This is a genomic window from Paenibacillus sp. OV219 (assembly GCF_900110075.1).
GTDB lineage: Bacteria > Bacillota > Bacilli > Paenibacillales > Paenibacillaceae > Paenibacillus_Z.
On the sequence record NZ_FOCJ01000011.1, the window covers coordinates 163,911 to 185,082 of the forward strand.

Annotated in this window: 19 protein-coding genes, 1 rRNA gene and 1 other RNA gene; 20 read left to right on the top strand and 1 reads right to left on the bottom strand. The window is 51.5% G+C overall.

What is annotated here, in order from left to right; all coding sequences use genetic code 11:
• Positions 1–108 precede the first annotated feature (108 nt).
• From argS (BMY11_RS23685) to argS (BMY11_RS23695), 3 genes are all read left to right on the top strand, one after another.
• Complete coding sequence (gene argS / locus BMY11_RS23685) at positions 109–1,833, top strand: arginine--tRNA ligase (protein ID WP_371262928.1); 1,725 nt, start codon at positions 109–111, stop codon at positions 1,831–1,833.
• A 100-nt stretch (positions 1,834–1,933) separates the two neighbouring features.
• Entirely contained in the window at positions 1,934–2,422 is a 489-nt protein-coding gene (locus tag BMY11_RS23690) for a YwiB family protein (RefSeq protein WP_090582019.1), read from the top strand.
• A 49-nt stretch (positions 2,423–2,471) separates the two neighbouring features.
• Positions 2,472–4,151 carry an arginine--tRNA ligase gene (gene argS / locus BMY11_RS23695; protein ID WP_090582021.1) on the top strand — a complete coding sequence of 560 codons (1,680 nt, stop codon included), beginning with the start codon at positions 2,472–2,474 and terminating at the stop codon, positions 4,149–4,151.
• Between the two features lie 118 nt (positions 4,152–4,269).
• On the opposite strand, the gene BMY11_RS23700 is transcribed toward argS (BMY11_RS23695), so the two are convergent.
• Positions 4,270–5,394, bottom strand: coding sequence for a S8 family peptidase (locus BMY11_RS23700; protein ID WP_256217740.1), 1,125 nt, complete (start codon positions 5,392–5,394; stop codon positions 4,270–4,272).
• A gap of 420 nt (positions 5,395–5,814) precedes the next feature.
• Here BMY11_RS23700 and rpoE point away from each other — a divergent pair, with 420 nt between their 5' ends.
• The 17 genes from rpoE to BMY11_RS23785 all read left to right on the top strand — a co-directional run.
• Positions 5,815–6,390 (top strand): DNA-directed RNA polymerase subunit delta, encoded by a 576-nt coding sequence (gene rpoE, locus BMY11_RS23705; RefSeq protein WP_090582025.1) that lies wholly within the window; start codon positions 5,815–5,817, stop codon positions 6,388–6,390.
• 216 nt (positions 6,391–6,606) lie between these two features.
• Positions 6,607–8,211 carry a CTP synthase gene (locus BMY11_RS23710; protein WP_090582027.1) on the top strand — a complete coding sequence of 535 codons (1,605 nt, stop codon included), beginning with the start codon at positions 6,607–6,609 and terminating at the stop codon, positions 8,209–8,211.
• Positions 8,212–8,352: 141 nt separating this feature from the next.
• Complete coding sequence (locus BMY11_RS23715) at positions 8,353–8,751, top strand: response regulator (RefSeq protein ID WP_090582030.1); 399 nt, start codon at positions 8,353–8,355, stop codon at positions 8,749–8,751.
• Positions 8,752–8,948: 197 nt separating this feature from the next.
• Positions 8,949–9,803 (top strand): class II fructose-1,6-bisphosphate aldolase, encoded by an 855-nt coding sequence (fba, locus tag BMY11_RS23720; protein ID WP_090582032.1) that lies wholly within the window; start codon positions 8,949–8,951, stop codon positions 9,801–9,803.
• 204 nt (positions 9,804–10,007) lie between these two features.
• On the top strand, positions 10,008–11,255 hold the full coding sequence (locus BMY11_RS23725; RefSeq protein ID WP_090582034.1) for a UDP-N-acetylglucosamine 1-carboxyvinyltransferase: 1,248 nt from the start codon (positions 10,008–10,010) through the stop codon (positions 11,253–11,255).
• A gap of 191 nt (positions 11,256–11,446) precedes the next feature.
• Positions 11,447–12,826, top strand: coding sequence for a transcription termination factor Rho (rho, locus tag BMY11_RS23730; protein WP_090582036.1), 1,380 nt, complete (start codon positions 11,447–11,449; stop codon positions 12,824–12,826).
• A 60-nt stretch (positions 12,827–12,886) separates the two neighbouring features.
• The gene (locus BMY11_RS23735) at positions 12,887–14,146 is read left to right on the top strand and encodes a radical SAM family protein (protein WP_090582038.1); all 1,260 of its coding nucleotides are present in this window, start codon (positions 12,887–12,889) and stop codon (positions 14,144–14,146) included.
• Between the two features lie 136 nt (positions 14,147–14,282).
• On the top strand, positions 14,283–14,480 hold the full coding sequence (rpmE, locus tag BMY11_RS23740) for a 50S ribosomal protein L31 (protein ID WP_090582040.1): 198 nt from the start codon (positions 14,283–14,285) through the stop codon (positions 14,478–14,480).
• Positions 14,481–14,548: 68 nt separating this feature from the next.
• A complete protein-coding gene (locus BMY11_RS23745; RefSeq protein WP_090582041.1) occupies positions 14,549–14,938 on the top strand; it encodes a hypothetical protein in 390 nt (129 codons plus the stop codon).
• 94 nt (positions 14,939–15,032) lie between these two features.
• An RNA gene (ffs, locus tag BMY11_RS23750) (signal recognition particle sRNA large type) lies at positions 15,033–15,298 on the top strand.
• Between the two features lie 138 nt (positions 15,299–15,436).
• Positions 15,437–16,894 carry an ATP-binding protein gene (locus BMY11_RS23755; RefSeq protein WP_143069337.1) on the top strand — a complete coding sequence of 486 codons (1,458 nt, stop codon included), beginning with the start codon at positions 15,437–15,439 and terminating at the stop codon, positions 16,892–16,894.
• 144 nt (positions 16,895–17,038) lie between these two features.
• Positions 17,039–18,841, top strand: a complete 1,803-nt coding sequence (gene dnaX, locus BMY11_RS23760; RefSeq protein WP_090582043.1) for a DNA polymerase III subunit gamma/tau — start codon at positions 17,039–17,041, stop codon at positions 18,839–18,841.
• Positions 18,842–18,899: 58 nt separating this feature from the next.
• The gene (locus BMY11_RS23765; RefSeq protein WP_090582045.1) at positions 18,900–19,211 is read left to right on the top strand and encodes a YbaB/EbfC family nucleoid-associated protein; all 312 of its coding nucleotides are present in this window, start codon (positions 18,900–18,902) and stop codon (positions 19,209–19,211) included.
• Positions 19,212–19,238: 27 nt separating this feature from the next.
• Complete coding sequence (gene recR / locus BMY11_RS23770; protein WP_090582047.1) at positions 19,239–19,838, top strand: recombination mediator RecR; 600 nt, start codon at positions 19,239–19,241, stop codon at positions 19,836–19,838.
• Positions 19,839–20,005: 167 nt separating this feature from the next.
• Positions 20,006–20,284: a DUF2508 family protein gene (locus BMY11_RS23775; RefSeq protein ID WP_090582049.1), complete on the top strand. Its 279-nt coding sequence runs from the start codon at positions 20,006–20,008 to the stop codon at positions 20,282–20,284.
• Positions 20,281–20,544, top strand: a complete 264-nt coding sequence (locus BMY11_RS23780) for a pro-sigmaK processing inhibitor BofA family protein (RefSeq protein WP_090582051.1) — start codon at positions 20,281–20,283, stop codon at positions 20,542–20,544. The genes BMY11_RS23775 and BMY11_RS23780 overlap by 4 nt, the downstream gene beginning before the upstream one ends.
• A gap of 351 nt (positions 20,545–20,895) precedes the next feature.
• Positions 20,896–21,172: ribosomal RNA gene (locus tag BMY11_RS23785) — 16S ribosomal RNA — on the top strand; the annotation flags it as partial.

Here is a 21,172-nt window from a genome sequence, read left to right on the forward strand (position 1 = left end):
GGAAGGCTAGAAGAGTGGTACCGCGGAATTTCAACCTCCGTCTCTTTATTGAGACGGGGTTTTTTTATGTTCTTGAACATCACAATGGGGAGGAAACTTTGGATGAGCCTGTTATTGCAGTGGGCAGCCGTACAGCTGCAGTCGTATGTCACTTTGGAGCATGAGGAGATCGTTCGGCTGCTGGAGCTGCCGCCGAATCCAGATCTTGGTGATGTCGCGTTCCCGTGCTTTGCGCTTTCTCGTTCGTTAAAGCTTGCGCCGGCGGTAATCGCGGGAGAGCTTGCGGGGCGCATCAATGGAGATGGAAAGCCCGTTCGTGCAGAGGCAACAGGGCCTTACCTCAACCTGTTCCTGCAGCGCGAGGAATGGGCGCCAAAGCTGCTTGCGCCGCTGCTTGCAAGTGATTTCGGCCAGTCACAGGCGGGTGCAAGGCAGCGCGTCATCATTGATTTGTCTTCTCCGAATATAGCGAAGCCGTTCGGCGTCGGCCATTTGCGCTCAACGATGATTGGCAACGCACTCGCTCAGATGTACCGCGCGTCTGGTTATGAGGTCGTCACGGTAAATCATATCGGGGACTGGGGTACGCAGTTCGGTAAGTTGATGGAGGCGTACCGCCGTTGGGGCGATGAAGCGAAGCTGAAGGAAGCGCCGATAAAAGAGAGCCTCAGCTTGTACGTTCGTTTTCACGAGGAAGTAGAGAACGATGCGACGCTGGAAGACGAAGCCCGCCGCTGGTTCTGGAAGCTTGAGAACGGCGATGAGGAAGCGCATCGTCTTTGGCAGTATTTTGTCTCCTTCAGCATGGAGGAGTTCGACCGCGTCTACGCGCGTCTCGGCGTGAAGTTCGATCATACGCTCGGGGAGAGCTTCTATAACGATAAGATGGGCGCTGTCGTTGAACGACTGACGGAGCTGCAGCTGCTGGAAGAGAGCAATGGCGCGCAGGTCGTACGCCTTGAAGAAGAAGGGCTGCCGCCATGTCTCATTCTGAAGACAGATGGTACGACAATCTACCCGACGCGTGACCTGGCTACGGCGCTCTACCGCAAGAAAGAGATGGGCGGAGATCTGCTGCTGTATGTGGTCGGCGCGGAGCAGAAGCTGCATTTTACCCAAGTGTTCGCGGTATTGAAACGCATGGGGGAAGAGGTAGCAGACGACTGTCTCCATCTACCATTCGGGCTCATGAAGTTCGACGGTCGCAAAATGTCCACGCGTAAAGGGCAGGTTATCTTCCTCGATGAAGTGCTCGATGAAGCGGTAGCAAAGGCGTCGGCAATCATCACGGAGAAGAATCCGGAGCTTGAGGGCGCGCAGGACGTAGCGGAAGCGGTCGGAATCGGTGCGATCGTCTTCGGTGATCTGAAGCATCACCGCATGCTGGAGGTCGACTTCTCGCTCGATGAAGCACTGCGCTTCGAAGGGGAGACTGGCCCGTATGTGCAATATACAGCGGCAAGAGCGTTCAAGCTGCTGGAAAAAGGTGGCCTATCGCTAGAGGGAGCGGAGACGCTGAGCCAGTCCGGTGCTATTGCAACAGAAGGACGTTACGGGCAGCATCTGACCGGAGCGGCTGCATGGGAATGCTTGAAGGCACTGGTGGCTTACCCGGAAGCGATTGCGGAGGCGATTCGCCAGCACGAGCCTTCCGTGCTCGCGCGCTTCCTGCTCGATGCAGCGAAGCGCTTCAACCGCTTCTACCATCAGGAGCGTATCCTGACGGAGAACGAGGAGGAGACCTCCGCGAAGCTACTTCTAGCCGCAGCGGTTGCCAGTCTCTTGCGCTCCGGGCTAACACTGCTCGGTCTCAAGACGCCGACACAGATTTAAGCACCGCCTGCTGCTGCGGCATATGCGGCGGGCATTGAAATTGACGATGCTCCTGTATATAGTGAGGACAGGAGTATTAGGCGACGGGAGACCGTGATACATGACGGATAGAGCAAAAGTAACCATTACGCTTACAAGCGATGTCGATGGGGAGCGCGAGCATAACACATTCAGTGGTGAATGGTTTCGCAAGGGTAGTACAGTGTTCATCCGCTATGAAGAGACGGTAGAGGGCGCTTCAGGCGCGAGTGCGGAGGTGCGCACGATGATTCGCTATCGTGGCGGCGAGCTGAGTTTGTCGCGTCATGGCGCTGTGGAATCGCAGCAAGTATTTGTTGCAGGCGTTCGCCGCACCGGCCATTATACATCGGCGCATGCTAATTTCCATATGGAAACAGAGACGAAGCTGCTCTGGATGCAGTTCGGTGATTTCTCCGGGGAGCAGGAACAGCAGACGGCTGCAGAGGCCGCTGACCAGATCGTGCCGACGCTGCCGATGTTGCTGGAATGGCATTACACGCTGGTCATTAACGACGAGCCAACCGGTGAGTTTCGGATTCGGCTGAGGGCCGAAGAAGAAGTTTCGTAAGCTTGCTACTAGGTTTTCACATCTACGAACCAGGGGGATTGGATTTTTTATGAGAACGAATGTTATTGAACAACTGCACGATCAGCTGAAAGAAGCGATTGCGGATGCAGTCGTGAACGCGGGACTTGCAGCTCGTGAAGAGCTGCCTGTATTCGTGTTGGAGGTGCCGAAGGATAAGGCGCACGGCGACCTGGCAACGAACGCAGCGATGCAGCTGACGAAGCTCGCGAAGAAGAACCCGCGCCAAATCGCTGAAGCGATTATTGCCGGACTTGATACGAAGAAAGCTTCCATCCAGAGTGCTGAGATTGCCGGACCGGGCTTCATTAACTTCCGCATGGACCGCAGCTATCTCTATCCAGTCGTAGCTCAGGTGTCAGAACAAGGCGCTGATTATGGCCGCATTGATGCTGGCGGAGGCCAGCGCGTACAAGTCGAGTTCGTCAGCGCGAACCCGACGGGCAGCCTACACCTTGGCCATGCTCGCGGCGCGGCGGTAGGCGATGCGCTTTGCAACGTGCTTGATTTTGCCGGCTATGATGTATCGAGAGAGTATTATATTAACGATGCGGGCAAGCAGGTTGCGAATCTTGCTTACTCCATTGAAGCGCGCTACAAGCAAGAGCTCGGCCAAGAGGCTGAAATGCCAGAGGACGGCTACCACGGCGAAGATATTAGCGGCTTCGCGAAAGAGCTTGCTGCGAATGAAGGAGATCGCCTGCTGTCGCTGCCGGATGAGGAGCGCTTCACTTTCTTCCGCGACTACGGACTTGAGCGCGAGCTGGGCAAGATCAAGCGCGATCTCGGCAATTTCCGCGTAGCGTTTGATGTATGGTACAGCGAGACTTCGCTGTACAATACCGGCCAAGTGGAGCAGGCGCTTGAAGCGCTTCGTGAACGCGGCCAAGTGTTCGAAGAAGAAGGCGCGACTTGGCTGAACACGATGGAGTACGGTGACGACAAGAACCGTGTACTTGTGAAAAATGACGGCTCGTACACCTATTTGACGCCGGATATCGCATACCACCGTGACAAATATGCGCGCGGATTCGACCAGATGATTAACATTTGGGGCGCTGACCACCACGGTTATATCCCGCGTGTGAAAGCCGCGATGGATGCACTCGGCAACGATTCGAAGAAACTGGTCGTATTGATTGCTCAGATGGTGAGCTTGTTCCAGAACGGCGAGAAAGTGAAAATGTCGAAGCGTACGGGCAAAGCCGTCACGATGGTAGACTTGATGGACGAGGTCGGCATCGATGCCATTCGCTATTTCTTCACGATGCGCAGCATGGATTCACACCTGGATTTCGATATGGATCTGGCGATTTCCACATCCAATGAGAATCCGGTGTTCTATGTGCAGTACGCGCACGCGCGGATTTGCAGCATCTTCCGCCAAGCGGAGGAGCAGGGCATTGCGGTATTGCCGCTTGCTGATGTAGATCTGGGCAAGCTGACAACCGAGCACGAATTCGATCTGCTTCGCAGAATCGGCGAGCTGCCGCAAGAAATCGCGGAAGCTGCATCGCAATACGCGCCGCATCGTCTCATCCGCTATGTATACGAGCTCGCGTCGCTGTTCCACAGCTACTACAGAGCCGACCGCGTCATTACCGAAGACGCGGCTCAAACCCAGGCGCGCTTCGCGCTGCTTGGCGCGACGCGTACGGCGATCGCGAACGTGCTGCGCCTCGTCGGCGTATCGGCGCCCGAGCGCATGTAACATCCGCGGCTAACGGCCTTCGCGCTTAGCGCCTCGAGCCTAGCACTAGCGGCCTTCGCGCACTTAGCGCCTAGCGCCCCTGCACCAACCCAAAAGCAAAACAAACCGCGGACGCTGTTCATCGGTCCCCGGTCTGCAGCATACGCATCACATCAAGCTCCCCGGCTATTCGGGGGGCTTTTGTGCCTCTTAGAGGCAACATTGATCGTTTCACGACCGTTTTAATATCAGCTGGCGACAGTCCCGGTCGATGAGCAAGCAGTAGAGCGATGGCGCCGCTGACATGCGAGGTGGCCATCGAGGTGCCGCTCATTTCGTGATATTTGCCGCGCAGCCATGAGGACAGAATTTTGTCACCTGGCGCGTAAACATCAATATAAGTGCCGCGATTGCTGAACGGCGCAATGCGGCGCAGCCTGTTCGTCGCGCCGACGGCAATGGTCTGCGGATAACGGGCTGGGTAGTCAATCGCTTTGCGTTTGCCGTCGTTGCCGGACGAAGCGACAATAATAACGCCGGCGTTGTACGCATTCGTGACAGCGGTCAGCAGCGATTTACTTCGCGTTTTCATACCAAAGCTCATGTTGACAATGTCCATCTTGTTGCGCACGCACCAGTCAATGCCGAGTACAATATCAGAGACGAAGGCGCTCCCGTTCTGATCGAATGCTTTCACAGGATAGACGGTGGCGCGTGGCGCTACGCCGATCATGCCGTGCAGCTGGTTAGCGGCGGCGATCGTACCGGCGATGTGGGTGCCGTGTCCATTATCATCATGCGGTAGCGTGCCGCGGCTAAGCAGATTGATGCCCCGACCGAGCGAATGCTTCAAGTCGGGATGGCTGAAGTCAACGCCGGTGTCAATGACGCCGACTTTGACGCGGTGGCCTGTCGTCATGCTCCAGGCGAGTGGCGCTTTAATCTCTTGTACGCCCCACGGAATTCCTTTTTCGCGGGATACGGATTTGAATGCGGTAGAATGAACCGTCAGAAGGGGGTCGTTCTCGACCCGGATGTCGGAGCAGGCAGCGGAAGAGAGCAGATCTTGAGCGATCGGCAGGGAGAAGCCATGAATGGATGGGAGATGGCGGACCAGCTTCGCGCTGTTGTCGAATTTCGACCATTCGCTGTGGAACTGCTCGTAATCGGCAAACTGCCGGAAACGGACGATCCGCCGCTTAACGTTAGTGGCCCCAAGTGATAACGCGCTGTATAACAGGCGGAGAATTGTCGTTTTGTCCAAATTTGGCTTCCCCTCCATGGCGACGTTGTTGTTAACTGAGCTGCAATGAATCGGAAGTGAGCAGTTACAACGTTTGCTGCAGTATTGTATGAACGAGCGTAACAAGCTGTATGAGCAACTTGCCTTTTTTCACATAATTAGGCTGCAAACCGTGTCATTCGCCGTACGGGCACATAGTATAAACCAAGAGTCATTTACGGGCTCTTATTACCGGAATAGGCGGCAGCGCTTTATCCGGAAGGATACAGTCAAAGCGAAGGGTTCTCCTTCGCTTTTTCTTTTGGGCATTAGCCATATATAGGGGAGCTTGCTTTTTCGAAAGAAATAGGTTTTACTATAGGTTGATAATGGATTGCTTGGATTTCAGGTGAAATGGTTTGTGCCAGTCCCGGCAGTTGTACATGAGAGGAAGTGTCCGAAATGAGCAGCGAGATTGTCTTGAAGATCGATCCAGAGCGCGTGAAAGAAATGCCCATGGTCGACCTCGCATTTGAATTGCTGAAAGCGGCGAACCAGCCGTTCTACTATCGCGATCTAATGATGGAAATTGCAAAAGTTCGGGGCTTGTCCCAAGATCAAATCAACAATGTCATTGCGCAAGTATATACAGAAATTAATATCGACGGTCGTTTCGCGTGCGTCGGCAGCAACATGTGGGGACTGAAGCGCTGGTACCCAGTTGAGCGTAATGAAGATCCGGTTGGAAATGCGAAGCGTTCACGCATTATCAACGATGAAGAGGAAGACGAAGATCTTTACGCCGACGAGGAAGAGGATACTTACGCAACCGAGGACGATTTCGATTCTTACGATGAGGATCAAGAGAACTTCGAAGAAACCGAGGAAGACGCCGAAGCCGATGAAGAAGTGGTTATCGACGACGAAGAGATCGAAGAAGAGGGCATTGAAGTCGAAGGCGTCGGTGTAGAAGATGCTGACGACGAAGAGGATGCTGAGGAAGACTTCGACGAAGAAGACGAAGAAGACGACAAATAAAATCGCTTGTGCTGGTATCCCTGTGTCCGCTTGACATGGGGATACCGTGCGAGTAAACTATTGTTTGGGCTTCAAGTACGGACAATGTAAGCAATAGACAAATTCAGAAAGTGCCCCGTTTATACGGGTGTCACTTTTTTCTTTTTTTTAACCATTTTTCTTCGGAAAATGGGGGAAACTATTCTTTAACCATACATTCTGTGGAGGGTATCATCAGTGACTAAGTACATTTTTGTAACAGGCGGTGTCGTATCGTCGCTCGGTAAAGGTATCACGGCAGCATCGCTCGGGCGTTTGCTCAAGAATCGCGGATTGAAAGTGACAATCCAGAAATTCGATCCCTATATTAACGTTGACCCAGGAACGATGAGCCCGTATCAGCACGGCGAAGTATTCGTCACGGACGATGGCGCTGAGACGGACCTTGACCTTGGCCACTACGAGCGTTTCATTGACATCAACCTGTCGAAGAACAGCAATGTGACAACGGGCAAGATCTATTCGACCGTTATTTCCAAAGAGCGCCGCGGTGAGTATTTGGGCGGTACGGTTCAAGTTATCCCCCACATTACGAATGAAATTAAGGACCGCGTATTCCGCGCAGGCAAAGAAACGGGTGCAGACGTCGTTATTACAGAAATCGGCGGCACGGTCGGCGACATCGAGAGTCTTCCATTCCTTGAGGCGATCCGTCAAATTAAGAGTGATATCGGCCGTGACAATGTCATGTACATTCATGTTACGCTCATTCCTTATATTAAAGCGGCTGGCGAAGTGAAGACGAAACCGACGCAGCACAGTGTGAAAGAACTAAGAAGCATTGGCATCCAGCCGAATGTCATCGTGTGCCGTACGGAGTACGAGCTCGCTGATGATCTGAAGCGCAAGATGGCGCTGTTCTGCGACATTGATGCAAGCGCAGTTGTCGAATGCCGTGATGCATCGACATTGTATGAAGTTCCTCTGAACCTGCGTGAGCAAGGCTTGGACGAAATCGTCGTCAACCACCTGAAGCTGACAGTTGGCCCTCCGGACATGACGGAGTGGGAAGATCTTGTTCGCCGCGTGCAGCAGCTTAGCCGTACGACAGAGATCGCGATCGTTGGTAAATACGTTGCTCTGCACGATGCTTACCTCAGTATTGTTGAATCGCTCAGCCACGCTGGCTTTGATGCTGACGCTGATGTGAAGCTGCGCTGGGTTAATGCAGAGGACCTGACACATGATAACGTTGCGGATATTCTGCAAGGCGTTAATGGTATTCTCGTACCGGGCGGCTTCGGCGATCGCGGTATTGAAGGAAAAGTACAGGCGATTCGCTATGCGCGTGAGAACAACGTTCCGTTCTTCGGTATTTGCCTCGGTATGCAAGTAGCAGTTATCGAATATGCTCGTCACGTAACGGGCCTTAAAGATGCGAACAGCTCGGAGATTAACCCGCTTACACCGTATCCGGTTATCGACCTGCTGCCAGACCAGAAGGATATTGAGGACATGGGCGGCACGATGCGTCTTGGTCTGTACCCTTGCAAGCTGAAGTCAGGCTCGCTTGCTGAACGTATGTACAACGATGAGCTCGTATATGAGCGTCACCGTCACCGGTACGAGTTCAACAATGAATACCGTGAAATGATTGAAGCTGCAGGGTTGAAAATCTCAGGCACATCGCCAGATGGACACCTGGTTGAGATGGTTGAGCTTCCGGAGCACCCTTGGTTCCTTGCGGTACAATTCCATCCGGAATTCACGTCGCGTCCGAACAGACCGCAGGCACTGTTCCGTGGATTCGTTCGCGCAGCACTGGAGCAAGCGGAGCGCTAAGCCGATTAGACAATATTTTTTAAGAAATTTTCCAACAGAAGCAGGAATATGGATGACCGGACGCGAATCAGTAGCGAGGGTTATGGAATTCTAATCCAATCTCGGCGATTGATTGTCGTGCATTTCTGGGAGGGTTTCAAGTTGGAAAACAAGAAAGTCTTGATTGTCGATGATCAGAATGGCATTCGTATCCTATTGATGGAAGTGTTCAGTAGCGAAGGGTATACAACCTTTCAAGCCCCGAACGGCAAACTGGCGCTCGAAATCGTAAAGAGCGAGAACCCCGATCTGGTTTTATTGGATATGAAGATTCCAGGTATGGACGGACTGGAGATTTTGAAGCATGTCAAAGCGATTAACAAGGATATTAAAGTCATTATGATGACGGCCTATGGTGAACTCGACATGATTAAGGAAGCGACCGATCACGGGGCGCTGATGCATTTTACAAAGCCGTTTGATATCGATGAGATGCGAATGGCGGTTAATCTTCAGCTGCGTGGCGGAGACGCAAGCGGCTGGTATGCAGTGGGATCCTAATCAGAGGATCTCACTTTTTTTTTATGCTGAAATCGGTCGGTTGGGCATGTAAGGGAAAATGGGGATTTTCAGGCGCTTGTACCAAACGAAACTTGATTGTGGTATACTGATTTGGTGCGTATCAGATGCGTGAGTTTTATCAAAGACAACCTTATGGGGCGTAATGCTTCATAACACCTTAGGAGGAGTAGAGAACCATGCCACTCGTTTCAATGACTGAATTTCTGCCACAGGCAAAAGCTAACAAATTCGCGGTAGGCCAGTTCAATATGAACAACCTGGAGTTCGCGCAAGCGATCACTGAAGCCGCTATGGAAGAAAAATCTCCGTTTATCTTCGGTGTATCCGAAGGAGCCCTGAAATACATGGGTATCGAGTACACAGTTGCAATCGCTGAAGCGGCTGCGAAGAAATCCGGTTTGCCAATCGCGCTTCACCTTGACCACGGCAGCAGCTTCGAAGTTGCGATGAAATGTATCCGTGCAGGTTTCTCGTCCGTTATGTTCGACGGTTCCCACTATGGACTTGAAGAGAATATCGAGTTGACGAAGCAAGTTGTTAAAGCGGCACGCGCTATGGGCGTTTCCGTTGAGGGCGAGCTTGGTACAATCGGCGGCGTTGAGGATGACATCAGCGTTGACGAAGAGCACGCTTCCCTTGCTAAGCCAGAAGAAGCGATCCGTTTCTACGAAGAAACTGGCGTTGACTGCTTGGCAATTGCTGTAGGTACTGCTCACGGCATGTACAAAGGCGATCCAAAGATCCACTACGATATTATCCAAAAAGTATCCGATGCCATTCCAGTTCCAGTTGTATTGCACGGCGGTTCCGGTGTGCCTGACGAAGCAATTCGCCTGTCCATCGCGGCTGGCGTAGGCAAAATCAACGTAAATACAGAAAATCAAGTGGCTTGCACGAACGCAATCCGCGAAGTATTGAGCGGCAACGCTTCGGTTTACGATCCTCGTAAATACCTAGTGCCAGCTCGTTCTGCAATGAAAGCAGTCGTTCAAGAAAAAATCCGTTTGTTCGGCAGCAGCAATCAAGCGTAACTTCCGGAGCAAACTAAGAATCAAACAAACAGCCGCGTCATGCGCGCGGGCCGATTGAAAACAGGCGCTGTCGTCCTTCAAGAAGTTGTTGAAAGATGGAGCGCTTGCTTTGTGGCATTTAACCGTTTCGCTAGGGGGCAACCCGACTCTCGCGGCCGTTTGATTCTTCTGTTCACTTCTCGGATAGGAGGATATGGACTACAGATGGAAAAACTGATGATCCGTGGCGGACAACCGCTGCGTGGCACCGTGCAGATTAGCGGCGCGAAGAATAGTGCAGTGGCGCTGCTTCCGGCAGCAATATTGGCAGAATCAACGGTAACGCTGGACAACCTTCCGCATTTGAGTGATGTTGCGGTGTACAGTGAAATTTTAGAAGAACTTGGCGGCACGGTAGAATGGAACGATGATTCAATCGTCATTAATCCCGCTGCTATGCAATCGATCCCGATGCCTAATGGCAAAGTGAAGCTGCTGCGTGCTTCGTATTATTTGATGGGTGCATTGTTGGGCCGTTTCGGCGAAGCAACAATCGGTCTCCCAGGCGGCTGCAATTTCGAGCCTCGTCCGATTGATCAGCATATTAAAGGGTTTGAAGCGCTTGGCGCACAAGTGACGAATGACCACGGCTCCGTACGGATTGTGGCAAAAGAACTGCGCGGGGCGAAAATTTACTTAGATGTCGTCAGTGTTGGGGCGACGATTAACATTATGCTCGCGGCCTCTCGGGCCAAAGGGTCCACCATTATTGAAAATGCGGCAAAAGAGCCTGAAATCATAGATGTAGCTACACTCCTTAATTCCATGGGCGCCAAGATTAAAGGTGCCGGTACCGAGACAATCCGGATCGAAGGTGTCGATCAGATGCACGGCTGCCGTCATTCTATCATTCCCGATCGCATTCAAGCAGGAACATATATGATTGCTGCAGCGGCAACGCGCGGCGATGTATTAATTGATAACGTTATTCCGAAGCATATGGAAGCTGTCACAGCGAAGCTTCAAGAGATGGGCGTACATGTGTACGAGATGGATGAGTCCATACGTATCGTGGGCCAGCCGCGTTATGAAGCCATTGATGTGAAGGCGCTCGTATACCCCGGTTTTGCCACAGATTTGCAATCCCCAATGACCAGCTTGCTGACACAAGCGACAGGCGTCAGCATTTTGAGTGACTATGTATACAGCAACCGATTCAAGCATGTGCCGGAGCTTACGCGGATGGGCGCTAACATTCGTGTGGAAGGTCGTTCGGCAATTGTCGACGGCGGAAAGCTCAATGCAGCTAAAGTACGCGCAGCGGATTTGCGGGCAGGAGCAGCACTTGTTGTTGCGGCACTGACTGTAGATGGCGGCGTGACTGAGATTACAGGCGTTGAATATATTGATCGTGGTTATGATAACCTCGTTGAAAATTTACGTTTGCTTGGAGCCGATGTTTGGCGTGAATAGTCGGTACATTTCGGGTCGGCCTTTGGAATAGAGAAGGCCGATTCCGGCAATGATGGTTGAGGCTTGGACTTTTTTTGAAAATCTAAGAAAGCATAAGTTTTCGATATACTTTGCTTAGATTTCTCCTGTTTTGCCAGTACAAGGACGGCATAGTCGTTTTTGCTTGGAACATTGACAAAGATGGTGATATTATGTCAGAACTTCAGATCGCCGATCTTGAAGTGATGAAGCTCACAGAGCTGTATAAGCTGGCCAAACAGCACCAGATTCAAGGCTATGGCCAATTGAAGAAGAGAGAACTAATTTTTGCGATTCTGCGTGCGCAAGCTGAGCAGAGCGGACTTATGTTTATGCAAGGTGTACTCGAAATTTTGCCCGAAGGCTTCGGGTTTTTGCGACCGATTAACTATTTGCCAAGTCCGGAAGATATTTACATTTCCGCTTCACAAATCCGTAAATTTGACCTCCGTACAGGTGATTTAGTTTCCGGTAAATGTCGTGCCCCTAAAGAAAACGAGCGATTTTTCGGATTGCTTCAAGTAAATGCCGTTAATGGAGAAAGCCCCGAACATGCTGCAGAACGTCTTCATTTTCCTGCTCTTACTCCACTCTATCCCGAGAAAAGATTGGTGCTCGAAACCGCCACTCCTAAGCTATCTACACGAATTATGGATATTCTTGTGCCAGTCGGGCTCGGTCAGCGTGGTTTGATTGTGGCGCCGCCTAAGGCCGGTAAGACATTGCTTCTGAAGGAAATTGCGAACAGTATTTCCACCAATCATCCCGAGATCGAATTGTTTGTGCTCCTCATTGATGAGCGTCCTGAGGAAGTAACTGACATGTCACGTTCCGTGAAAGGCGAGGTCGTCGCTTCGACATTCGACGAGCTGCCAGAGAATCACATTAAAGTTGCGGAGCTAGTACTTGAGCGCGCGCTACGACTCGTAGAGCACAAGAAAGATGTCGTTATTCTGCTCGACAGTATTACACGTCTGGCTCGTGCATACAACCTCGTTGTGCCGGCGTCCGGCCGTACGCTTAGCGGTGGTATCGACCCTGCGGCGTTCCATCGTCCGAAACGGTTCTTCGGTTCCGCTCGTAACGTGGAGGAAGGCGGCAGCTTGACAATTTTGGCAACAGCTCTTGTTGAGACAGGCTCGCGTATGGATGATATTATTTATGAAGAATTTAAAGGTACAGGCAATATGGAGCTTCATCTTGATCGGAAGCTCGCGGAACGCCGTATTTTCCCGGCGGTCGATATTCGCCGTTCCGGCACGCGTCGCGAAGAGATGCTCATGTCGAAGGAACAGCTTGATAAAGTTTGGGCAATCCGTAAGAGCATGAATGATTCGATGGAGTTTGTGGACGGCTTCTTGAAGAAGCTTGGCGAGACGAAGACGAACGAAGAGTTCTTGATGTCGCTGGACACGTCTGCTGTGGTGCCACCGCCAAGAAGCAGACCGAGCTCAAGCGGAAGCGGGGGCGTTCGGACGAGCAGCAGCGGTTCCGGGGGCAGCGGTTCGACTGCACCGCGAAGACCGGCGACACGCTCGACGACCGTGACTTAGATATTGCTTTACGAAGTGACATTTTGCCCTGAGCAAAATGTTTAGGAGGTTAGTTACATCATGAATCTCGTTTACGCAGATGAACATGGCAATTTGTTCGATCATCCCGATTGGACGGGGCTTGGCCGCAGCGGCGATATGGTTGTCGAGCTGATGGAGGACGAGCTTATTCCGCTGCCCGATGGGGCAACAATGGTAGGCTTACCGCATACCCGGCCAATCGGCATTCATAACGAAAGCGGCGAGATGCGCCCGCTGCCAGGCAATGTGCAAGCGGTTGGGGCACTGCTTCCGCAAGGTTACACCCGCCTGTGTATTCCGGGCTATATGAAGTCGGACAAGACGCAGAAGTTGCCGCTATTCGGTTACTCTGCCGTCGTATGGAAGGAAGGCAGCTTCTACGTGGCGGCGCAGAAATGCGACGATCCGGAACGCTGGAATCCGATGAACTGTGATACGTCGGAACTGAACGTTAGCGTTGAGCGACTGCTGGCGAAGTACCCGGAGAACCGGCTGTACAAGCATCTATCCAACTGCGCGCTCGGTTATGAGTGCTTGACCGCGTCCAACACATTTCTTCAGCGCTGGGAAGGTGCGGTTCCGGTATCGTTCTCCTGCAACGCCGGCTGCTATGGCTGCATCTCGGAACAGCCCGATGACAGTGGCTTCCCTGCACCGCAGACGCGGATGAACTTCAAGCCGACTGTAGAAGAGATCATCGACGTCATGATGGAGCATCTCGTGACACCGGAATCCATTATTAGCTTCGGTCAGGGCTGTGAAGGCGAGCCGTCGACGCAAGCGAAGATCATCATCGATGCAATGCGTGAAGTGCGGAAGCGGACCAACCTCGGCTACATTAATATCAATACGAATGCAGGCTTGACGGATCACATACGCGGCATCGTGGATGCAGGCCTTGACCTGATGCGCGTAAGTACGATTAGCGCACTGGACGATCATTATAATGCGTACTACAAGCCTCGCGGCTACACGCTTGCGAATGTGGAGAAATCGCTCCGCTACGCGACGGACAAAGGCGTCTATACGTCGATCAACTATTTGATTTTCCCAGGGGTCACTGACCGTGAAGAAGAGATTGAAGCGATGCTCGGCTTCGTTAAGCGGACTGGGCTGAAGCTCATCCAGATGCGTAATCTGAATATCGATCCAGAGAGCTACTTGGAGCTCATTCCGAAGCCGCAAGGCGAGATCTATGGTATGAAGCAGATGCTGGAGATTTTCGCTGACGAAGTTCCAGATGTCGTTATTGGTTCCTACACGCATGTTCCGCCTGCACCGTTAAAGCAGCCGCTGTAGGTCATTCATATACTGAACTTTCCAGTTTTGCAGCATACAAAAGCATTGCTTTATCGAGAGTGACCATGCTATACTCTCCTAGTGTGTAATTACTCTGGGTCCGCATGTTGATCCAGGGCGGAAAGAGGTGAACGAGATGAAACAAGGTATTCATCCGACATACCACGTCACATCAGTAACTTGCGCTTGCGGCAATAGCTTCGAGTCTGGTTCGATTAAACAGAACCTGCGCGTAGAGATTTGCTCCGCTTGCCACCCGCACTTTACGGGTAAGCAGAAGTTCCTTGATGCCGGCGGTCGCGTCGACAAATTCAAAAAGAAATACGGTATTTAATCTGCCGGAATTTAGCAGAATACAAGAACCTCCCTCAGCCATCCTATTGGTTAAAGGGAGGTTTTTTTATGCGAAGCAAACGGCTTATGTTAGGAGCAATTACGTTAATGACAGCCATCTCTCTAACAGCGTGCGGCGGCAACAAAGATGCCACGAATCATTATAATGCGAATTCGTACGGACATGATGGCTATTTGGGGTTGTCGAACAGCAACCCGCACTTACCTAACCGCAACGGTAACTTTCTTAACCAGAACGATGACGGGAATTTCGCGCAGCGTCAGCTGCTGCAGCAGGTCAGCGGAATAAAGCGGGTTAACATTATGTTTCGCACACCAGATATGGATGTGACCATTACACCCAAGCCAGGAGTGAACAAGGCGCGATTGAAACGGGAAGCAACAGCAGTGCTCAAGAAAAACATGCCTCGTTATGACGTCCATGTGAAGGTAACCTAATCATAAAGCAGCTCAAGACATATCCATTAACTTCACGGGCTTCCAGAGAATCGGCGCTTGCACTTTGCGATAGAACAAGCTATACTTACTTTTGCCGTGCTAGACGGGGAGGTAGCGGTGCCCTGTAGCTCGCAATCCGCTGTAGCGAGGTTGAATCCCTATTCTGAGGTTATGTCGATGTGGGGCTGGAGTTCATGAACAGTGTTGACGGCTGGGTCCTCCGCAATGGACGCCTGTGAACGGGTCAGGTCCGGAAGGAAGCAGCCATAAGCAGGTCTGCCCATGTGCCGGAGGAGTGCTTGGCTTGAGCTGGGAGTGGAAGTGCCGCTCATGTCGCATTTATCGAAGGTAGGTGCACGGTCACCTATTATTGAAGCTAACATCCTTTTGTGGTTCATTATGAACCATAAATAGGATGTTTTTTTCTGTTCTGGCAGGATTATCTACTTTCGTAGCCGAAAAGGAATAGAATCGGATCTACGTAAAGGAGACAAGAGCATGCCCGATATTCCTTCAGCGTCCATTGTACGTCTCAGCCTTCAAGCTCTTGAAAGCTATTGCGGACAATTCGCAGATACGATGATTGTCATGCTGGATGAGACCATTAAGATCGTCCATGTGAATACTCGCTTTTTGAAAGAAACGGGCTATGCAGAGTCGGATTTACTTGAGCGGCCGCTTAGCATTATCACGGACGGAGCCGGACAATGGACGGACCCAGCCGTAATGTTTGAGACCATTGTGAGTCGTCTGCAGCGTCCCGTGAATGAGGGGATTCCTCTGCAGTTGATTGCGGTCGATGGAAACCGTATTTCTGCTACTGCCTCGCCAATCATTGTTCAGACGGAGCAAGGCATTAGGTGTCTGCTTTTTCTGTACGGCCAAAGCGGTATGCGCAGCGGCAATCTCATTGAGCGCTTTGGAGAGACGATGCTGCGTGATGAGCACATTGGCGTCATTCTCCTGCAACCTGAATCATTAAAGATACTAGATATAAGCCCGCTCGCATGCCAGCTTCTCGGCGTTGAGCAATCGGCTGTCGTCAACGTGGAGCTTTCATCCTTCTTTGCCGAAGCGGAGAAGGAGTATTCGATTATATGCGAAGCGCTCGCGAGCGGCGAAACGGTTCGAAATTATCCGCTGACCTGGCGATACGAAGATAAGCAAAGCGAGCTGCTTATGGATGTTGGGCTGCTGCACAGCGCGATCTTTGCCAGGGAAGGCGCCTATATTATCTTTAAAGACGTGACGAATCTTCGCTCGCTCGAGACGCAGGTGCAGCGAAGCGACCGTCTGGCGATGATCGGGCAGATTGCAGCGGGCGCAGCGCATGAGATCCGCAATCCACTCACAGCAATTCGCGGTTTTCTGCAGCTGTTCCGCAAAACGATGATTGTGCACAATATGAACAAAGAGAAAGAATATACGGATATTATGCTTAGTGAGCTCGATCGGATTAATCATCTCGTCGGCGAGTTTCTACTACTCAGCAAGCCGAAGCAGATGACGACCAGCTGGATCGGTGTCGATAGCGTTCTGCGAGATATTATGCCGGTTGTTTCAAGTGAAGCGCTGCTACATAACGTTACGGTGAACTGGGACGATAGGATGGAACTGCCGCGTGTACTTGCAGATGGAGAGATGCTGAAGCAGGTATTTTTAAATTTGTGCAAGAACGGGATCGAGGCGATGACAGAAGGTGGGACGCTGACCGTTCGAGGGGCTGTGCTCCAATCGGGCAAGTCGTCGAGACTTATCATTGATATTGAAGATACGGGTCCGGGGATACCGCCTCACCTCATTAACAAGATCTTTGATCCTTTCGTGACGACGAAGCAAAATGGTACCGGGCTCGGCCTATCCGTCTGCCAGCGGATCTTGCATGACTTCGGCGGTACGATCTCGGCGGCGACAAGGGAGAATGGAGCGCTGTTCACGGTCATGATTCCTTGTTAGAGAACGCTTTCTCATTTACCTTCCATTCGCCCGCGTTCCTTAGCGCTTAACTGGATTTCATCTCATTTTAGACGATGTAGCCGTTTTGCTAGGCTGTCTGCATCGTGTATAATAGAGTTACTTAAGCCGAAAGGAACGGATCGTATGTCACATATCGCTTTATACCGTGCTTGGCGTCCGCAGACGTTCCAGGATATGGTCGGCCAGAAGCATATTATTCAAACGTTACAGAATGCGATTCGCGAGCAACGGGTTTCGCATGCCTATTTATTTAATGGTCCGAGAGGAACAGGGAAGACGACTGCAGCCAAAGTTATGGCGAAAGCCATTAACTGCGAACGCGGTCCGACGCCTGAGCCCTGCAACGTCTGTGATGCATGCCGAGGCATAACCGCCGGCACGATCATGGATGTTGTGGAGATTGATGCTGCGTCCAATCGCGGTATCGACGAGATTCGGGATATACGCGACAAGGTACGTTATGCGCCGTCTGAAGTACGCTACAAAGTGTACATCATTGATGAAGTTCACATGCTGACTTCCGAGGCGTTCAATGCGCTCTTGAAGACGCTCGAAGAGCCGCCGGCTCACGTCATCTTTATATTGGCGACGACAGAGCCGCATAAGCTGCCGGCAACGATTATTTCTCGCTGTCAGCGCTTCGATTTCAGGCAAGTTTCCATGCCGGAGCAGACCGAGCGGCTTCGCCAAATTTGCGACGAAGAAGGCATTCAAGCGGAGGACGATGCGCTTGCTTATATAGCTAGATTGTCCGACGGCGGGATGCGCGATGCAATCAGCTTGCTCGAGCAAGTATCCGCATACGGTGGAGAGCGGATAACGCTAGGCGATGCTATTGATGTTACGGGTGGTCTTGCGACGGAGCAGTTCAAACAGCTCGCCGATGCCATAAGAGATCGGGATGCGGCGGCGGTGATGCCGCTTGTTGAAGGGCTTATGCAGGCGGGCAAGAGCGCTGACAAATGTCTCGAGAACTTAATCTTCTACTTCCGGGATTTGCTCGTGCTCAAGCTTGCTCCCGGCGGCAAGGTATCGACGGAGCGAATTGTCGATCAGGAGAAGTATCGCGAGATGGCGAATTCCTTTAGCAGCGAGCTGCTCTTCCGGATGATTGACGTGCTCAATCAGTACCAATTGGAGATCCGGCACGCTGCCCTGCCGCAGACCATCTTCGAGATCGCGCTTATGAAGATTTGTACGATGCAGGAAACAGGTGGCGGAGCATCCGCGGCAGCTGGAGTTCCAGCAGAATTAGCTTCTTCTGCTGGTGGCGGTTTGGCAACCGGAGAAGTACAGCGTCTGCAACAGCGCATCGACACGCTAGAGCGCAAGATCGAACAACTGCTCCAATCCGGCGTGCGTCCGGACGGGCAAAGCGCTCCTTCTGGCGAGCAAGCAGGCGGAGGAGCGAGAGGCAACCGCAACTCAGGCTTCGGCGCCAAGAGTGGCGCAGCGGGAGGTAGCGGTTCGCCTAGCATTGCACGCGTGAAGCTGGATCCGTTCTTAGCCGCAGCAGAGAGTCAGGCTACTGGTCAGGTGCGGATGAAGTGGAGTGACATTTTGCAGCGTGTGAAAGGGAACAATATTTCCACTCATGCCTGGTTCGTGAACGGAGATCCAGTCAGTGCGGCGGACAATACAGTCTTGGTTGCATTTAAGAACTCTATCCACCGTGAGACGACGGAGAAACCGGCTAATCGCGAAGTTATCGAGCGAGTACTCAATGAAGTGTTCGGTCGACCAGTTCGATTGGCAACCGTCATGCTGAAGGAATGGCAGACCGCAGCGGAGAAAGGCCCAGCGCCTGCAGGTGAGCTGCTGATGTTCGAGCAAGAAGAGGACGGCAGCGCGCCGAAGGAGCCGGAATGGGTGGAAGAGGCTGTGAGGATGTTCGGAGAAGATCTCGTTGTAATTGAAGACAAGTAATTGAAGGCAAGTAATGTATGCCAATAAATTTAACTACACATAAGGAGTGACCTTAACCATGAACAACATGAACCAAATGATGAAGCAAGTGAAGAAGATGCAGGAGCAAATGCTGAAAGCGCAAGAGGAGCTAGGCACGAAGCTTATTGAAGGTTCTGCTGGCGGCGGCGTAGTTACGGTACAAGTTAACGGCCACAAGAATGTACAAAGCATCGTAATCAAGCCGGAAGCAGTAGATCCAGATGATATCGAAATGCTGCAAGACCTTGTGCTCACTGCAATCAACGATGCGCTGAACAAAGCCGATGAGTTGGCGAACAAAGATATGGGTAAATTCACAGGCGGTATGAAAATTCCTGGCCTGTTCTAATTGTGATTTAGTAGAGGAGCTTCCGCCTTGTATTATCCCGAACCGATAGCCAAACTGATAGATGCCTTTAGCCGCTTGCCGGGCATTGGTCCGAAGACGGCTGCCAGACTGGCATTCCATGTTTTGAAAATGAAAGAAGATGACGTCATTGATTTTGCGAAGGCGCTTGTCAGTGTGAAACGAAATCTGCATTACTGTTCAGTTTGCTGCAACATTACCGACACGGACCCGTGCCGGATTTGCCAAGACAAGAGCAGGGACAATTCGGTCATCTGCGTGGTGCAGGAATCCCGTGACCTCGTCGCGATGGAGAGGACCAAGGAATTTCAAGGGCAATACCACGTGCTCCAAGGGGCGATATCGCCGATGGAGGGGATTGGTCCGGACGAGATTCGCATTGCAGAGCTGCTCCGGAGGCTTAGTGACGAGACGGTTCAAGAAATGATTCTGGCTACGAATCCGAATATTGAAGGTGAAGCGACCGCGATGTATCTATCGCGTCTCGTGAAGCCTTTCGGCATACGAGTGACTCGAATTGCCCACGGTCTGCCTGTAGGTGGAGACTTGGAATATGCGGATGAAGTGACGCTCTCTAAGGCGCTCGAAGGCCGCAGGGAACTAAACTAATTACATTAATCTTTAACCCCGTAGGAGGAAAGTTTCCTGCGGGGTTATTTGTTTTCTACAGAGGGTTATCGGGAAGGGGCTTGTTCTATTTCTGTAGTCTGCTCATAAATACAACTATATGCCTTTTGCTGGTATGGCAATCCGATCGGAGAGAGGGGCGTTTAGACATGTGGAGATTATGGCTGCGTTCGAAGAAGCAGGCTGCGGCGTTAAAACTGAAGAAGACCGAAGTACAGGAGCAGATCGAGCTGTTTGCGGAGATTAAGACGGCGAAGCAGGAATGGGATAATGCGCAGCGCTATTTCGAATACGCGCTCGGTAAAGATCAAATTGATTATGCGGTATTTGCGATGGCTGCAGCCGAGAAGCGCTATGAGATGTTGATCCGTAAAGCCAAACGTATGCCAGTGAAATGGTCAAATCTGAAAGGTGGGTTATCCGGATGAAAACGGTATGGATGGTTAGTCTAATTGTATCCTCGCTGCTACTTTTTGTAGTAATGTTCCGTAACAAGCTTCCGCTGCAATGGGTAAGGCGGTTCGCGCTTCATCTAATAGCGGCGGCTCTTGTTCTTTATGTACTTAACTTTTCAGGACTGATCTCCGGAATGGAAGTGCCGCTGAATCCTATGACGATAGGTACCGTTGTGTTGCTTGGCTTGCCAGGCATTATGCTCGTGCTTGGTTTGCAGATGACGTTGTTTTAGTTGGAATACTTTACAATTAAACGAATTGAGCATAAGCCTTGACCTTATAGGAGTGGATATGTTAAATTAGATCTCGCGTCACAGAAGGTTATGAACTGCAAAAACAAATTAAAAAAAGTGCTTGCAATAAAGTAACCGAATGTGATATATTAATCAAGTCGCCGCTGAGACATGGGCGAATAAATGAAACAAATTTGTTCCTTGAAAACTGAACAATGAGCGACCTGTCAAAAGGTCATAAAATACGTCGAAACGACGATCGCCATTTGGCGAAAGTGTTTCTGACGAGCTAGTTTTTTGAATGAGCTAACAAGCAAATTCATTTGGCGCAATGGCTTCGCCATTTCGCCTATTATGGAGAGTTTGATCCTGGCTCAGGACGAACGCTGGCGGCGTGCCTAATACATGCAAGTCGAGCGGAGTTATTCCTTCGGGGATAGCTTAGCGGCGGACGGGTGAGTAACACGTAGGCAACCTGCCTGTAAGATCGGGATAACATTCGGAAACGGATGCTAATACCGGATAAACAACTGAGCTGCATGGCTGAGTTGGGAAAGACGGTGCAAGCTGTCACTTACAGATGGGCCTGCGGTGCATTAGCTAGTTGGTGGGGTAACGGCTCACCAAG

What these genes read in the sequence shown, in the direction of transcription:
- BMY11_RS23735 (WP_090582038.1), top strand. Translation starts at nt 12,887, where the DNA reads ATGAATCTCGTTTACGCAGATGAACATGGCAATTTGTTCGATCATCCC.
- rpmE (WP_090582040.1), top strand. Translation starts at nt 14,283, where the DNA reads ATGAAACAAGGTATTCATCCGACATACCACGTCACATCAGTAACTTGC.
- rho (WP_090582036.1), top strand. Translation starts at nt 11,447, where the DNA reads ATGTCAGAACTTCAGATCGCCGATCTTGAAGTGATGAAGCTCACAGAG.
- BMY11_RS23765 (WP_090582045.1), top strand. Translation starts at nt 18,900, where the DNA reads ATGAACAACATGAACCAAATGATGAAGCAAGTGAAGAAGATGCAGGAG.
- BMY11_RS23775 (WP_090582049.1), top strand. Translation starts at nt 20,006, where the DNA reads ATGTGGAGATTATGGCTGCGTTCGAAGAAGCAGGCTGCGGCGTTAAAA.
- rpoE (WP_090582025.1), top strand. Translation starts at nt 5,815, where the DNA reads ATGAGCAGCGAGATTGTCTTGAAGATCGATCCAGAGCGCGTGAAAGAA.
- fba (WP_090582032.1), top strand. Translation starts at nt 8,949, where the DNA reads ATGCCACTCGTTTCAATGACTGAATTTCTGCCACAGGCAAAAGCTAAC.
- BMY11_RS23690 (WP_090582019.1), top strand. Translation starts at nt 1,934, where the DNA reads ATGACGGATAGAGCAAAAGTAACCATTACGCTTACAAGCGATGTCGAT.
- dnaX (WP_090582043.1), top strand. Translation starts at nt 17,039, where the DNA reads ATGTCACATATCGCTTTATACCGTGCTTGGCGTCCGCAGACGTTCCAG.
- BMY11_RS23755 (WP_143069337.1), top strand. Translation starts at nt 15,437, where the DNA reads ATGCCCGATATTCCTTCAGCGTCCATTGTACGTCTCAGCCTTCAAGCT.
- argS (WP_090582021.1), top strand. Translation starts at nt 2,472, where the DNA reads ATGAGAACGAATGTTATTGAACAACTGCACGATCAGCTGAAAGAAGCG.
- BMY11_RS23780 (WP_090582051.1), top strand. Translation starts at nt 20,281, where the DNA reads ATGAAAACGGTATGGATGGTTAGTCTAATTGTATCCTCGCTGCTACTT.
- BMY11_RS23745 (WP_090582041.1), top strand. Translation starts at nt 14,549, where the DNA reads ATGCGAAGCAAACGGCTTATGTTAGGAGCAATTACGTTAATGACAGCC.
- BMY11_RS23725 (WP_090582034.1), top strand. Translation starts at nt 10,008, where the DNA reads ATGGAAAAACTGATGATCCGTGGCGGACAACCGCTGCGTGGCACCGTG.